Source organism: Chitinophaga sp. (assembly GCF_036569125.1).
Lineage (GTDB): Bacteria > Bacteroidota > Bacteroidia > Chitinophagales > Chitinophagaceae > Chitinophaga.
This window is the reverse complement of the sequence record NZ_DATCRF010000567.1, coordinates 1-14,954: the sequence shown is the minus strand read 5'-3', so window position 1 is coordinate 14,954 and position 14,954 is coordinate 1. Positions and strand designations below refer to the sequence as shown.

The window sequence follows — 14,954 nt, the reverse complement described above, 5'->3', positions numbered from 1 at the left end:
GTATTGGTGTACAGCTTACTGGCCGCAGCAGTGGCAGGTTTTAAAGGATATTACGGAGTAGTGGCCGTGCTGCTGATCTTTAATGTGCTGATGTGTTTATTGCCTGTATTTGTATATCACCGTTTGATACAACAACCCGGCGCCGTATTTTTTTATCACCGCTGGATCCAATGGTTCAATCGCCGGGTACATAAACCTTTGTCGTTATACTACATTTATGAATTGGCTACCAGCCGTACGCGCACGCTGCTGATCGTAAAAGTATTGTCGTGTGTAATACTGATCGCAACTTTTGGTTTTATGGATGATGGGTATGATATACGGGTGGTATTAACCGGCTTATTGGTTTCCCTGCTGCTGCATAGCATCCTGGTATTTGAGCACCGGCATTTTGATGATCAGTATTTAGCTTTCACCCGCCACCTGCCCATACCAATCTGGAAACGGTATGGCATGTTATGTATTACCTACAGCTGTTTATTGCTGCCGGAGTTTGGCCTGCTCATCGTACATACGTTACCGTATAACAGCTGGCACTGGTTGCTGCTGCTGGCTTTTGGCGCATCGCTGCTGCCGCTGTTCCGTTGTTTGCTTTACTTTCCCCGGCTGGATCAGGATAAATACCTGCGCTGGGTGTTCGGGGTATTTTGTGTGCTGCTGTTTATGACCCTGGGATATTTATATAGCTGGGCTATTATAGGCATGCAGGTAGCTGCCTTTGTATTATTTGCAGCGCGGTTTTATAAGTATGAGCCAATGTATGAGCAGGTGCAGTAGCGCCCGGAGGGCGCTGCTGCAGTCCATGGCCGATGGTCCATAGTCCGTAGTCCATAGCCTGGTGCGTTTCGGTAGTGTACGTGAAAAGTAAATAGCGTAAATAGAAAGTCCATGGTCCGCGAAATATTGGTTTATGGCAATACCGCGTATACTTTCAACCGTGGAGTAGGCAATGGACCATCGACCATCGACCATGGGCCCAAAAACTATACTCCGTTCAGCTTCTTGCTTAATTCTGTGAGCGCTGTAAGCAATTGAGGTATTAACTTCTTCGCTGTTTCATCTGTAAGGTTACCATCTTCATCAAACTTAGTTTGCGCAGCGGCGATCATTACTTCCGGCCGGTTTACGGCATAAGCATTTAAATACACCATTACCTGCCTTAAATGATACTGCATGCGTGCCGTACCTAATGGCCCCATGCTGGCGCCCATTATGGCTACAGCCTTGTTATCAAACGGTTTGTTGGGATGGCGGGAGAGCATGTCTATGGCATTTTTCAATGCGCCGGGAATAGAATAATTATACTCCGGGGATACGAACAGCACACCGTCGGCCGCTTTGATCTTTGCTACCAGGCGTTCCACATTCTCCGGAAACCCATCTGAATGCAGGTCGGCATTATAAAAGGGAATATCGCTGATGCTTTCCTGTTCAATGGTAATATTTGCAGGGGCTAGTTTTTGTGCCGCTTTCAGGGCCATTGTGTTGTAGGATCCGTGGCGTAAACTGCCGGAAATAGCAATAACGCGAAATTGTTTTTCAGACATGATAAGGTTTGGTTTTTCAATGCGCTAAAGATAATGAAAGCCGGTAAACTTGCCTAGATCCTGGGCTCCTTTTTCAGGAACTTGCGCTTAATTACCTCCTGCACCGGTACGCCTTCTATCTTACTCTCCAGCCAGCTTATAATATCCAGGTACAGGAACGAGCGGCGTTCATACGGGTTCCTGGAGATCTGCACCAGCCTTTCCTTCAGGTCGGCAAATGCGCTGCGTAAGGCCTTGGGATGGGCGTAAATATTCTTGCGCAGGAACTTCAGGATCTCTTCCATGGTTTGCCCCAGATCCTTATTCTTGGCAATAAAGTGGTACACCGATTTTATCAGGTACTCCACCAGCCCGTAGTTCTCCAGCTCATAATGCGCTATCAGGTGCAGAATGCGGGCAAAACACTGTATATCCGCCCGCAGGGCGCCTATGCGCAGATGAATGATCTTATTCAGGTACACAATGGCCTTGTTATTATCCCCGCTGCCAAAGTACAGGCAGGCTATTTTGTAATAAAATACCAGTACGCGGTGCTGGTCTACCTTCAGCTGGTGTTCGGCAATCCGCTCTTCCAGCTCCGGCACCAGGCAAAGCCCTTCGCTGAAAGTGCCTTCCAGGAAATGCCGGTTTATTTTGGCGGTGTACAGGTACACAAAGGCATTGGTACGGGTGTTCTCGCTGAAATTCTCCTGGTTATCGTTAATAAAATCTTCCATTTCCTGCAGCACGGCGGTGAACTTTTCATCGTTCATGGTGTAAAAGTGCGCGGTGAGCAGGTTGTGCATGGCTTTAATGTACATGTCCACATCCGTTTTCAGCAGGGAGGGGTATTCCTTGAACAGGTTCACCCACTTCTGCGTATAACGGTAGTACATTACAAAGTCCTGCAGAATATAGTAATACCAGCAGTAGGCCTGGTACAGGTAGATCTTCTCATAAAAGCTCATGTGCGTTTTGGCGAGCTGGGGGGCGTTCTCTTCAAAAAAGCGCTTCACCATTTCCGCATCCTTCTCATTACGGGCATGGCCCAGCTTCAGGTACAGGCCGTACAGGCGCAGTGAAAGGGTGCTGAGGCGGTTTATGCTGGAGAGCTGCTGCTCTATTACCCGTGATTCCTCGCTCAGCTCCTCGGCCCGGTTTTCCAGGCTGCGGGTGATGTGACGGGATTCTATCAGCTTCTCAAACTCCACAATTTCGTAGGTAAGCATTACCTCTTCCTGCTCTGTGGCCATGCTTTTGGCGCGGGATAGCAGCTTAAGGCTTTGGGTATACAGCCCCTTGTTATACAGCACCCGGGCATAATCCAGCTGCTCGCGCAGGTCAATCAGCGGGTCTTTTTGTTTGAACAGCAGGCGCAGGCTGGTAAGCAATTGTTTGTACAGATGGGCTTTTACATTACTGAGCTGTTGTTTCTTAATGGCCGGTATCTTCTTCAGGATCTGCTCTTCATCGTAGTCCTTCATTTTGTCCAGGGTGTTAAATAGCTGGATGAAGAGTACATCCTCTTTCGTGTTGTTTTTATTAAAAGCCAGTTGGAAATTCCTTTTTTCTGCTTTTGTAAGCGTTTTTATTAATATGAATAGCGCGTCATGCTGACTGTTGGGCATCGTTATTAAAGTCTTATAAGTAATTGTTTTTCAAGTAAATAATGGTTTTCATTTCACCTTAAAGATCGTAATTATACCAAATTTAACGATATGGCAATTAACTATTGACCATTAGATTTGGAGATATAAACTAACAGGAAGCATAAAATTACTTAACAAAGACCAATTTACGCGTTAACAAAACGGGCTTTCCGCCAGGAAAATAACGGGCAGCTATACACGGGAAATGGTTTTAAAGTGATCAGGATGGGAAAAACATTGGTTGATAAGATATGGGATGCCCACGTGGTGGTGAGTAAACCGGGATTTCCGGATGCCGTGTACATAAACACGCACTTTATTCACGAGGTAACCAGCCCCCAGGCGTTTGACGGGCTGCGTAAGAGAGGTATCCCGGTGTTCCGCCCGCAAAAGACCCGGGCTACAGCAGATCATAATGTACCTACTATCGACCAGCATTTGCCCATTAAGGAGGCGCTGAGCCGCCACCAGGTGGAGATGCTGACCAAAAATACTACTGAATTTGGCGTGGAGCTGTACGGCCTGGGCCACCCTTACCAGGGTATTGTGCACGTAATAGGGCCTGAGCTGGGCATTACCCTGCCGGGTATGACCATCGTGTGCGGGGATAGCCATACCAGCACCCACGGCGCTTTTGGCGCTATTGCCTTTGGTATTGGCACTTCCGAGGTTGAGCAGGTGCTGGCCACCCAGTGCATTTTGCAGTACCGTCCCAAACGCATGAAGATCGAGATCAACGGCCAGCTGAAAAAAGGCGTGGTATCTAAAGATATTATCCTCTATATCATCTCTAAGATCTCCGCATCCGGCGCTACCGGGTATTTTGTGGAGTATTGCGGGGAGGCCATCCGCAGCCTGAGCATGGAAGCGCGTATGACCATCTGCAACATGAGCATTGAAATGGGCGCCCGTGGCGGCCTGATAGCCCCGGACGATACTACGTTCAGCTACCTGCAGGGCCGTGAGTTTGCACCCAAAGGGGCCGACTGGGATAAAGCCCTGGCCTACTGGAAAACCCTGCAATCCGATGCAGATGCGGTGTTTGATACCACCCTCACCTTTGATGCCGCGGATATTGAGCCCATGATCACCTACGGCACCAATCCCGGTATGGGCATGGGCGTTACCCAGCACATTCCGGCACTGGAACAGCTGGAAGCACAGGAAAGACCCTCCTTCAAAAAATCACTGGATTATATGGCCCTGGAGCCGGGCAGTGCGCTGCTGGGCAAAAAGGTAGATTATGTATTTATTGGCAGCTGTACCAACTCCCGCATTGAAGACCTGCGTATGGTGGCCGATTTTGTGAAAGGCAAGCACAAGGCCAGCGGGGTAGTGGTATGGATAGTGCCGGGCTCCAAGCAGGTAGAGGCACAGGCCAAGAAAGAAGGGATTGATAAGATCTTTGAGGAAGCGGGGTTCCACTTACGGGAACCGGGTTGCAGCGCCTGTTTGGGCATGAATGAGGATAAGGTGCCGGCGGGTATGTACTGCATCTCCACCTCAAACCGCAACTTTGAAGGCCGGCAGGGCCCTAATGCCCGCACCTTTTTAGCCAGCCCCTTAACGGCAGCAGCAGCGGCCATTACCGGGAAGGTGATGGATGTGCGTCAAATGGTGTGATTTACGATTTTAGATTTGCGATTTTAGATTTTTGGGAAATAGTTCAATAAGGAGGTCTAAAATCGTAAATCAGGTGATCGTAAAGGAGGTAATGAACAGATATAAGTGTAATAGTATTTAAGATCTTAGACCCAGTGGTAGTGTAAAACTTCCCAAATCTAAAATCGTAAATCGTAAATCTAAAATCAAATGTCCTGGAACGCAAACTTATATAAAAGCAACTACGCCTTTGTTTTTCAATACGGCAACAGCCTTATTGAATGGCTGCAACCGCAGGCCGGCGAACAGATCCTGGACCTGGGCTGCGGCACCGGCGAGCTTACCGCCAGGCTGGCGGAAAGCGGCGCACAGGTAACCGGGCTGGATGCTTCCGCTTCCATGATAGAGAGCGCACAACGCAACTTTCCGCAGCTGGATTTTGTAGTGGCCAATGCCGCTTCTTTTTCCCTGCCCAAACAATACGACGCTATTTTTTCCAATGCCGCCCCGCACTGGATGCTGGATAAAGAGGCCGTAGCTGCCCGCATGTACCAGCACTTAAAACCCGGTGGCCGCCTGATACTGGAAATGGGGGCACAGGGCAATGTAGCCAGCCTGCTACAGGCGCTGGAACAGGCCATGCAGCAGCACGGGTATAGTTATGCACCGTTCTGGTATTTTCCCTCTGTAGGCGAGTATGCCTCCATATTAGAAAAGTATGGTTTTAAGGTGCGGCAGGCGCTTTATTTTGACCGTACCACGGAGCTGGCCGACCCGGAGAATGGCATTATTGATTGGTTTGATATGTTTGGCGATCACTTTTTTGAAAATATACCGGCTGCAACGCGTACAGCCATTTTACAGCAGGCGCAGGAAAGCCTGCGGGCTACCCACTTCCGGGATGGCAAGTGGTATGCGGATTATGTGCGGTTAAGAATAGCGGCGGTAAAACATTAACTAATGAAAAAGAATTTTCAACATCTTATTTCCACAGCGGTACCCTTACCGATCGAGAATATTGATACAGACCAGATCATCCCGGCACGCTTCCTGAAAGCCACCACCCGGGAAGGTTTTGGAGAGAACTTGTTCCGCGACTGGCGCTTTGATGCCAACAACCAGCCCAAGCCGGATTTTGTGCTGAACAATCCTTTATATAAAGGTGAGATCCTGGTGGCCGGTAAGAACTTTGGCTGCGGATCCTCCCGGGAACATGCTGCCTGGTCGCTGGGCGATTACGGTTTTAAAGTGGTAGTGAGCAGCTTCTTTGCAGATATTTTTAAGAACAATGCGCTGAACAATTTCATTTTACCCATCCAGGTAAGTGATGCGTTCCTGCAAAAAATATTCAAAGCCATTGAGGCCGATGCGCAGGCCAAGCTGGAAGTGGACCTGGAAGGGCAGTTCATTAAGATCGTTGCCACGGGTGAGCAGGAAGGTTTTGATATTAACCCGTACAAAAAGGCCTGCCTCATCAACGGGTATGATGATATTGACTATCTCCTGAGCCTGCGCAGCAATATTGAGGCGTATGAGGTCAGCAGGGAATTTAACTTTTGATACTAATCAAATGTCCTGCACCGTTATGGAGCAGGACATTTGCATATAATTACAAAACCAAATTTAATAACCTAACAAAACCACATGGGTGTCGCTAAAAAGATACTGGTAATTCCGGGAGATGGCATAGGACAGGAAGTAACCGCCTGGGGACAAAAAGTACTGTCTGCTATTGCAGAAAACTTCAAACACGAATTCACTTTTGAAGAAGGCATTATGGGCCATGTGGCTATAGAAGCCACCGGCAACCCGCTGCCCGACGAAACACTGGAAAAAGCCAGGAAAAGCGATGCCATCCTGTTTGGCGCTATCGGTCATGCTAAATACGATAACGACCCCACACTGAAGGTACGCCCCGAACAGGGCCTGCTAAAGATCCGCAAGGAGCTGGGCCTGTATGCCAACCTGCGCCCCATAAAGCTGTTCGACGAGCTGCTGGAAGCATCCAGCATTAAGCCGGAAATACTGCGCGGCTCCGATATCCTGTTCTTCCGCGAGCTTACCGGCGACGTATACTTTGGAGAAAAGAACCGCACGGCAGACCGTAATACTGCTTCCGACCTGATGATCTATCACCGTTATGAAGTAGAGCGTATAGCCCGCAAAGCATATGAAGCCGCCCGCACCCGCCGCAATAAGGTATGTTCTGTAGATAAGGCAAACGTACTGGAAGCCAGCCGCCTGTGGCGCGAGGTAGTACAGGAAGTAGCTAAGGAATACCCGGATGTGGAAACAGAACATATGTTCATTGACAATGCCGCCATGCAGCTGATCAAAGATCCCAAACGCTTTGATGTGGTAGTGACCGGCAACCTGTTTGGCGATATACTGACCGATGAAGCCTCACAGATAGCGGGCTCCATGGGTATGCTGGCCTCTGCCTCTGTCGGCGACAGCACCGGGTTCTATGAGCCTATACATGGTTCTGCACATGATATTGCCGGTAAAGGGCTTGCCAACCCGCTGGCCTCCATATTATCTGCAGCGCTGATGCTGGATATTTCTTTTGGATTAAAAACGGAATCCCAGCGCGTGATCAAAGCTGTAGAAGCTACGCTGCGCCAGGGTTACCGCACTATGGATATAGCCAATAAGCATACGGAAAATGCCCTGATCATGGGTACGGATGCAATGGGAGGAAAGGTGCTGGAGAACCTGAACTAAAGAATTACGAATTACGAATTATTCAATTACGAATTGAATAGATCGTAAGGCTGGTTTATCGCTTATCTCTGATGAACACTATTAATCGGAGTATCCAATTCGTAATTCATAATTGAACAATTCGTAATTAACTTAAACTTACATATAAAATGGATAAAAATCGTGTATACGTTTTCGATACTACCCTGCGGGATGGGGAACAGGTGCCAGGCTGCCAGTTAACCACCGTAGAAAAGATAGAAGTGGCGAAAGAGCTGGAGGCATTGGGTGTGGATGTTATTGAAGCAGGTTTTCCCATTTCAAGCCCGGGCGATTTCCAGAGCGTGGTAGAGATCTCCAAGGCCGTATCAGAGCCGGTGATCTGCGCGCTTACCCGTGCCAATACCATGGATATTGATGCCGCAGCAGATGCCCTGCGCTTTGCCAAACGCAAACGCATTCATACCGGTATCGGCGCATCGGATATGCACATTAAATATAAATTCAACAGCACCCGGGAAGATATATTGAAACGTGCAGTAGATGCGGTGAAGTACGCCCGCAAATTTGTGGACGATATTGAATTTTATGCGGAAGATGCCGGCCGTGCGGATAATGAATACCTGGCCCGCATGGTTGAAGCCGTGATAGCTGCCGGCGCTACGGTTGTGAACATACCGGATACCAATGGCTACTGCCTGCCCGACCAGTATGGCGCAAAGATCAAGTACCTGATGGATCATGTATCCAACATAGATAAAGCCATTATTTCCGTACACTGCCACAACGATCTTGGTTTGGCTACTGCCAACACCATTGCCGGTGTAATGAACGGCGCCCGCCAGGTAGAGTGCACCATTAACGGTATTGGCGAACGCGCCGGCAATACTTCGCTGGAAGAAGTGGCCATGATCCTGAAAACGCATCATGCCCTGGGATACCATACCGGTATCAATTCCAAACAGATCTACGGCATCAGCAACCTGGTATCTACCATGATGCGTATGCCGGTGCAGCCGAACAAAGCCATCGTAGGCCGCAATGCTTTTGCACACAGCTCCGGCATTCACCAGGATGGCGTGCTCAAACACCGCGAGAATTACGAGATCCTGAACCCGGAAGATGTGGGGCTGGCTACCAACTCCATTATCCTTACCGCGCGCAGTGGCCGCCATGCGTTAAAGCATCACCTGCAACGCCTGGATTATAAGCTGGATAAGATCAACCTGGATGAAGTATACCAGCGCTTCCTTATTATGGCCGATCAGAAAAAAGAGATCAGCGATGCCGACTTACAGCAGCTGATGGGTGATGGCGATGAAAAGAACTACAGTGATGACCAGGCCATTAAGGTAACCCTGCTGCAGGTGGTTTGCGGCGATCCGCTGCGCCCTATGGCTACCGTGAAGCTGAAGATCAATGGTACTGAGAAAGAGGCCAGCGCTGCAGGCAATGGTCCGGTAAATGCTACCATTAATGCTATTCATGAGATCATTAAAGATGATATTGACCTGGATGAATTTAGTATACAGGCTATGCACGGCGGCAGTGAAGATGTAAGCAAGGTGAATATGCGCGTTAAGCACAACGGGCAGTCGTACTACGGTTTCGGCTACTCTACGGATATTGTGAGCGCCTCTGTGAATGCGTATGTGGATGCGCTGAATAAGATCTATTAAGCCGAAAGCGTAAAGCAGAAAGCAGAAAGCAGAAAGCTGAAAGCATAATGCATAAAGCGTAAAGCAGAAAGCATAAAGCAAATGGCCCATCTATAAAAAGCGGAGCCGGTGCACCTGTAAAATGCACCGGCTCCGCTTTTATGCTTTCAGCTTTGTGCTTTATGCTTTCAGCTTTACAACAGTTCCGTTAAATGTTTATAATTCGATTTCACGGTATCCAGCACTTCGTCCATACGTCCGCCCAGTATCAGCTTGCTCATGGATAGGGCATAGCCTTTTACCTGCTCCCATTCCACTTTGGGCGGCATGGCCAGCGCCGCGGGATTGGTCATAATATTCACCAGCACCGGGCCTTCATCGTCAATAGCGGTTTGCAGCGCACCTTTCACGCCTTCCGGCGAGTGTACCGTAATACCTTTGAAACCCATGGCCCTGGCTATTACGCCAAAATCCGGGTTCACCATATCGGTTTCATTATCCGGTAAGCCCTGTACTTCCATTTCCAGCTTTACCATACCCAATGCGCGGTTGTTGAAAACTATGAGCTTAACAGGCAGGTTGTACTGGCGTATGGTGGCCAGGTCGCCCAGCAGCATGGATAAACCGCCATCGCCGCACAAGGCAAATACCTGCCGCCCGGGATAGGTAAGCGCTGCGCCAATGGCCATAGGCATGGCATTAGCCATAGAGCCGTGGTTAAAAGATCCCAGCATTTTGCGTTTGCCCGTAGCTGTTATATAGCGTGCGCCCCATACGCAGCACATGCCGGTATCCATGGTAAAAATGGCATCACCGGCAGCCAGCTCGTTCAGCGTAGCGGCTACATACTCAGGTTGTATATTATTATTGGTGCCGGTTTCTTTTACAAATTTCTGCAGGTGCTCCTTTACCTTATCATACAGCTCCAGCTGTACCTTTAAAAAGTGATCATCTGTTTTAGGGGTAAGATGGGGCATCAGCGCACGCAGGGTATCCTTAATGTTGCCGCACAGGCCCATTGACAGCTTAGCGCGGCGGCCCAGCCTTTCCGGCTTTTCATCGATCTGTACTATCTTGTTCTTCACCGGCATGAACGGTGTGTAGGGAAAGTCGGTACCCAGCAGCAACACCACATCTGCTTCGTGCATACTGTGGTAGGCCGAGGGGAGGCCCAGCAAACCCGTCATACCTACCTCATAAGGGTTGTTATACTGTATGCCCATTTTACCGCGGAAAGAGTAACCTACCGGCGCCTGTAACCTGCCGGCCAGCTCCACCACCTCTTTATGCGCAGCAGCTGCGCCCACGCCGCAAAAGATAGTTACTTTGCTGCTTTCATTTAAAAGGCCGGCCAGGCTTTCCAGCTCATGATCTGCAGGCCGCAGCACCGTATCGCTTCTATAATTCTGCATAGCGGTAATACTTTCTTCCGCCGCCATGGCCGATACATCGCCCGGCAACCCGAATACTGCTACCCCTTTATGGTGAATGGCGTGCTGTATGGCGCTTTGCAGCATACGCGCGGCTTGTGCGGGAGTGCTGGCCACCTGGTTATAGCAGCTGCAATCGTCAAATAATTTAATGGTATTGGTACCCTGGAAATAATCTGTACCAAATTCCGGGGTATTAATGGTGGAGGCAATGGCTATAACAGGCACGCCTGTACGGTGTGCATCGTATAAACCGTTTATCAGGTGCACATGACCCGGTCCGCAGCTGCCTGCACAACAAGCCAGCCCTTCCAGCTCGGCTTCCGCGGCCGCCGCGTAAGCGCCCGCTTCCTCATGCCGTACATGGATCCATTTGATCTGGCCATTTCTTCTCACAGCATCATTCAGCTCATTTAAACTGTCTCCGGCCACAGCGTAGATCCTTTTTACGCCGTTTGCTATCAGCATGTCCACTACCTGGTCTGCTACTTTTCTCATGATTCCTTGGTTTTAAAATGAAAAGAATAAATATGGTTTTTCGAAATGGGGTAAATCTGAATGGTAAAGTTAGTGTTTTACAGCCCGGTCCGCTAACCGTAGCTTCTATAAGCTCAGTTACAAATCTTGTTCCTGCTTTGTGCTGTTCTTATAAAAAAACCTTAAAAAAGGATGTTTATCGTATAGCTGATGGCTATAAAAATGCCGTTCATTTACCGTATCTGATAGCTTTTGCATCCGGTTGCAGAAAAGAGATAAGCCCCCTATAAGCCCTCTGTAAGCCGTATGTAAGCCCTCCATAAGTCCACCCTTAAAAGAGTGGGCTTATCTACGGGTTATCTATAGATATAAGATAGCTTGTTTAGGGAATAATTTACACACGGACTAAATAATCCGGTTTAAGGTTTACAGCAGCCGGTAGTGATCCTGCTTTCGGTTTACATATCTCAGCTGCCAGCTGATTAACGGGCATGAGGCTGCCGTTGCGCAAGGGTAGGTGCGCCAACAGAACAGTAAGCTTGGAAAGTTTATGGGTTAGCGGAAGGTATCAAAACCAAGGTCCAGCAAAGGGTATTTTTTATAATCAGAGAGGTAAAAGTGCCACCATTCCGTTTCCAGGGCAGTAAAACCGTGCTGCTCCATGATGCGGCGTAACAGGGCGCGGTTGGCCAGTACAGCGGTATCGGCAGGCTGGTAGCTGTAATGCGCTTTTTCTGTAAAATCATCGTAGCCGGTAGGCATGGGAATGGTGTCCCCGCTGGATCTTCGTATGAGGGTAAGGTCCACGGCCACTCCCCGGTTATGCCCGCTGCCTTTGCGCGGGTCGGCCGCATAGCGGTCATCGGGTACAATGGTCCACATTTTTTCAGTAACGGCATAGGGCCGGTAAGCGTCGAATATTTTTAAGGCAAGTCCGCGGGCGCTTAGCTGCTGCTGCACGGCCTTTAAGGCTTTGGCAGCCGGAAGGCGTAATAAAACCCTGGGATGCGGGTATAATACCTGTTGTGTAAAGTTGTGGGTGGTGGCATAACGCACATCCGTATGAATGCCGGGAATATAACGGGTCACATCTACCAGCTGCTGGTTACTGTCTGCCGCTACCTGCTGCCGGTACAGGGCTGCGCTGTTCACTACCGGCAAACCATAATGGTTCAGGGGTATCTGCTGTGCAAATAAACTATGCCAGCCTGGTATTATTAACAGCAATAAGCTAATCCAGTTGTAGAAAAATACCCTCATCGTTATATGGTTTTCTTAAAATTAGTCAAGAAAGTATACATTACAGGTAAAAAACAATTGCAAACCCCGGCTGAAATTAGGTATTTTAGAACCCTTAAAAAACTAAGGGAAGATGAGTTTATTTCGGTTAGATAATAAGGTGGCGGTGGTAACCGGCGCCGGTAGCGGTATAGGCCAGGCTATTGCCAAATGTTTTGCAGAGCAGGGTGCTTTTGTGCACATTATAGAGCTGAATGAAGATGGCGGTAAAGGCACTGTGGCCGATATTATAGCTGCCGGCGGCAAAGCAAAGGCGCATGGCTGTAACGTAGCGCAGCAGGCCGATGTGATCAAAACCATCGACAGCATACAGGCCGGTGCAGGCCGTATAGATATACTGGTGAACTGCGCGGGCATTGCCCATATAGGTAAGCTGGAAACCACTGCCGAAGCGGATTTTGACCGGGTGTTCAGTGTAAATGTAAAAGGCACCTATAACTGTATGTATGCTGCTATCAAACACATGAAGCAGCAGGGCGGGGGCGTTATCCTGAATGTTGCCTCCATTGCCGCTACCGTGGGTATTCCCGACCGTTTTGCCTACTCCATGAGTAAAGGCGCTGTATTAACCATGACCCTTTCCGTAGCTAAAGACTATATACATGATAATATCCGCTGCAACTGCGTATCGCCTGCAAGGGTGCATACCCCGTTCGTAGATGGGTTCCTGCAAAAGAACTACCCGGATAATGTACAGGAGATGTTTGAAAAATTATCCAAAACACAGCCTATCGGCCGTATGGCTAAACCGGAAGAAGTAGGCTGGCTGGCGCTGTACCTGTGCTCTGAGCAGGCTGGTTTTATTACCGGCTGTGATTACCCTATAGACGGCGGTTTTATAAAATTGAATAACTGATAGCCCTTATATTGCAGGATATATCAATCACAGTATGCAACATTTCAGCAAAGTAATTTTAGTAACGGCGATCTCCACCAGCCTGTGGGCCTGCGGTGGCGCCGGCACACAATCCGGCAGCAGCCAGGATAGCACCGCCGCAGCTTTTACACCGGCAAAACCTGCCGGCGCCGTGCAGGTAACTTTTGAGCAGGATACGGATACGCCGAAGGTAAAGATCCATTTTGCCATTGCCGATAAAACAATCGACAAATCTTTTGAGCTGCCGCTGGCGCAGGATATGGATTCAGAAGACCTGTACCGCACCGTATGGGACCAGCCCACCAGCTGTTACATTGGCGTATTAAAAAATAACCGCGGCACCCGTTATTATCACGCCAGCCAGGGTGAAGACGGCGGACTGAAAATTTTCCAGGTAGGCACACCACCGGAAGCCGTATGGCATTATGCAGAAGGTGAGCTGGGCTTAGGTAAGGCTACCAACAAATCAAAACTAACAGATCATTATAAAAAGAATGTAACCTCCGGTAAGATCATTGCTGATTTTATTGTGCGGCTGGAACCTGCTGGCAGCAAAGATTCCGTACAGCTGTACACAGAGTTTGGCGGTTTAAATGAAAGGAAAACACTGCAGGTGCCCGGTGGTTATGCGCCTAAGATACAACCCACAGAAGATCCCGAGCATTGTATATTCGGTTTGCAGCGTGATGATGGATTTGATCCGGTGCTGGATATAAAAGTGGAGAATGCGAAGCTGATATTGAAAGAGCTGGGAAGAGTGCAGTAGTAGTCAATTACGAATTATTCAATTACGAATTACGAATTGGGAGGAATGCTGAATGCAAAATGCCCAACGCTGAATGTTTGGTAAAGTGTTTATTCTACGCTGCATTGAGCGTTTAGCATTCAGCATTAAGCATTCAGCATATTAAACAGGAAAATATTTACAAATGAAACTGATACGATTCGGACAACCGGGTGAGGAGAAACCAGGTGTAGTTACAGCAGATGGCAGCTTTGATGTAAGCGCTTTCGGAGAAGATTACGGTGAAAGATTTTTTGAGACCAACGGGCTGGAACGCCTGGCGAAATGGTGGGCTGCCAATGGTGGAACAGCGCCCCGCGTACCGGATAATACACGCCTGGGAGCGCCCATACAGCGGCCTTCCAAGATCATTTGCATTGGCCTGAACTATGCCGATCATGCGAAGGAAAGCAATATGCAGATCCCCACGGAACCGATCGTGTTCTTCAAAAGTACGTCCTCACTGGTAGGCCCCAACGATAACCTGATCATTCCTAAGAACAGCAAGAAAACAGACTGGGAAGTGGAGCTGGCTGTAGTGATCGGCAAAAAAGCCACTTATGTGGAAGAAAAAGATGCGATGGATTATGTAGCCGGTTATGCGCTGCATAATGATTACAGTGAGCGCGAGTTTCAGCTGGAACGTAACGGGCAGTGGGTTAAAGGCAAAAGCGCCGATACCTTTGCGCCCCTGGGCCCCTGGCTGGTTACCAAAGATGAAATAAAGGATGTAAATAACCTGGGCATCTGGCTAAGCCTCAACGGTAAAAAGGTGCAGAATGGCACTACCGCTAACCTGATCTTCAGCGTGCCTTTCCTGGTATCTTACCTGAGCCAGTTTATGAGCCTGTTGCCGGGTGATGTGATCTCAACCGGTACGCCCGCAGGTGTAGGCCTGGGTATGAACCCGCAGGTATATATTAAGGAAGGTGATGTAATGGAGCTGGGC

General features: G+C 48.9%; 13 protein-coding genes. 9 read left to right on the top strand and 4 right to left on the bottom strand.

The annotated features are described in order from the left end of the window. On the top strand, positions 1-777 hold a 777-nt coding region (locus tag VIM87_RS21370; protein WP_331998972.1), incomplete at its 5' end, for a hypothetical protein. Between the two features lie 206 nt (positions 778-983). On the opposite strand, the gene VIM87_RS21365 is transcribed toward VIM87_RS21370, so the two are convergent. Next, the gene (locus tag VIM87_RS21365; RefSeq protein ID WP_331998971.1) at positions 984-1,547 is read right to left on the bottom strand and encodes an NADPH-dependent FMN reductase; all 564 of its coding nucleotides are present in this window, start codon (positions 1,545-1,547) and stop codon (positions 984-986) included. 53 nt (positions 1,548-1,600) lie between these two features. Next, entirely contained in the window at positions 1,601-3,010 is a 1,410-nt protein-coding gene (locus tag VIM87_RS21360; protein WP_331998970.1) for a hypothetical protein, read from the bottom strand. A gap of 390 nt (positions 3,011-3,400) precedes the next feature. On the opposite strand from VIM87_RS21360, the gene leuC reads away from it, so the two are divergent. The 5 genes from leuC to VIM87_RS21335 all read left to right on the top strand — a co-directional run bounded on the left by leuC (position 3,401) and on the right by VIM87_RS21335 (position 9,159). After that, on the top strand, positions 3,401-4,798 hold the full coding sequence (gene leuC / locus VIM87_RS21355; RefSeq protein WP_331998969.1) for a 3-isopropylmalate dehydratase large subunit: 1,398 nt from the start codon (positions 3,401-3,403) through the stop codon (positions 4,796-4,798). Between the two features lie 189 nt (positions 4,799-4,987). Then, positions 4,988-5,734, top strand: a complete 747-nt coding sequence (locus VIM87_RS21350; protein ID WP_331998968.1) for a methyltransferase domain-containing protein — start codon at positions 4,988-4,990, stop codon at positions 5,732-5,734. A 3-nt stretch (positions 5,735-5,737) separates the two neighbouring features. Continuing rightward, a complete protein-coding gene (gene leuD / locus VIM87_RS21345) occupies positions 5,738-6,337 on the top strand; it encodes a 3-isopropylmalate dehydratase small subunit (protein WP_331998967.1) in 600 nt (199 codons plus the stop codon). 84 nt (positions 6,338-6,421) lie between these two features. Further along, on the top strand, positions 6,422-7,501 hold the full coding sequence (gene leuB, locus VIM87_RS21340) for a 3-isopropylmalate dehydrogenase (protein WP_331998966.1): 1,080 nt from the start codon (positions 6,422-6,424) through the stop codon (positions 7,499-7,501). A gap of 149 nt (positions 7,502-7,650) precedes the next feature. Continuing rightward, a complete protein-coding gene (locus VIM87_RS21335) occupies positions 7,651-9,159 on the top strand; it encodes a 2-isopropylmalate synthase (protein WP_331998965.1) in 1,509 nt (502 codons plus the stop codon). Between the two features lie 173 nt (positions 9,160-9,332). On the opposite strand, the gene VIM87_RS21330 is transcribed toward VIM87_RS21335, so the two are convergent. Together VIM87_RS21330 and VIM87_RS21325 are read right to left on the bottom strand one after the other, a co-directional pair. Further along, positions 9,333-11,066, bottom strand: coding sequence for a thiamine pyrophosphate-dependent enzyme (locus VIM87_RS21330; RefSeq protein ID WP_331998964.1), 1,734 nt, complete (start codon positions 11,064-11,066; stop codon positions 9,333-9,335). Between the two features lie 534 nt (positions 11,067-11,600). Then, positions 11,601-12,305 (bottom strand): M15 family metallopeptidase, encoded by a 705-nt coding sequence (locus tag VIM87_RS21325; RefSeq protein WP_331998963.1) that lies wholly within the window; start codon positions 12,303-12,305, stop codon positions 11,601-11,603. Positions 12,306-12,417: 112 nt separating this feature from the next. Between VIM87_RS21325 and VIM87_RS21320 the strand changes: the two genes are divergently transcribed. The 3 genes from VIM87_RS21320 to VIM87_RS21310 form a co-directional block, all read left to right on the top strand. Continuing rightward, a complete protein-coding gene (locus tag VIM87_RS21320; RefSeq protein ID WP_331998962.1) occupies positions 12,418-13,200 on the top strand; it encodes an SDR family oxidoreductase in 783 nt (260 codons plus the stop codon). Positions 13,201-13,234: 34 nt separating this feature from the next. Further along, positions 13,235-13,987, top strand: a complete 753-nt coding sequence (locus VIM87_RS21315) for a hypothetical protein (RefSeq protein WP_331998961.1) — start codon at positions 13,235-13,237, stop codon at positions 13,985-13,987. A gap of 163 nt (positions 13,988-14,150) precedes the next feature. Further along, positions 14,151-14,954: fumarylacetoacetate hydrolase family protein (locus VIM87_RS21310; protein WP_331998960.1), on the top strand; the 804-nt coding region annotated here is incomplete at its 3' end.

Bases quoted from the DNA above. Each gene is read 5' to 3' on its own strand.
- VIM87_RS21330 (WP_331998964.1), bottom strand. From the start codon at position 11,066: ATGAGAAAAGTAGCAGACCAGGTAGTGGACATGCTGATAGCAAACGGC.
- leuD (WP_331998967.1), top strand. From the start codon at position 5,738: ATGAAAAAGAATTTTCAACATCTTATTTCCACAGCGGTACCCTTACCG.
- leuB (WP_331998966.1), top strand. From the start codon at position 6,422: ATGGGTGTCGCTAAAAAGATACTGGTAATTCCGGGAGATGGCATAGGA.
- VIM87_RS21320 (WP_331998962.1), top strand. From the start codon at position 12,418: ATGAGTTTATTTCGGTTAGATAATAAGGTGGCGGTGGTAACCGGCGCC.
- VIM87_RS21360 (WP_331998970.1), bottom strand. From the start codon at position 3,010: ATGAAGGACTACGATGAAGAGCAGATCCTGAAGAAGATACCGGCCATT.
- VIM87_RS21350 (WP_331998968.1), top strand. From the start codon at position 4,988: ATGTCCTGGAACGCAAACTTATATAAAAGCAACTACGCCTTTGTTTTT.
- VIM87_RS21335 (WP_331998965.1), top strand. From the start codon at position 7,651: ATGGATAAAAATCGTGTATACGTTTTCGATACTACCCTGCGGGATGGG.
- VIM87_RS21365 (WP_331998971.1), bottom strand. From the start codon at position 1,547: ATGTCTGAAAAACAATTTCGCGTTATTGCTATTTCCGGCAGTTTACGC.
- VIM87_RS21325 (WP_331998963.1), bottom strand. From the start codon at position 12,305: ATGAGGGTATTTTTCTACAACTGGATTAGCTTATTGCTGTTAATAATA.
- VIM87_RS21315 (WP_331998961.1), top strand. From the start codon at position 13,235: ATGCAACATTTCAGCAAAGTAATTTTAGTAACGGCGATCTCCACCAGC.
- leuC (WP_331998969.1), top strand. From the start codon at position 3,401: ATGGGAAAAACATTGGTTGATAAGATATGGGATGCCCACGTGGTGGTG.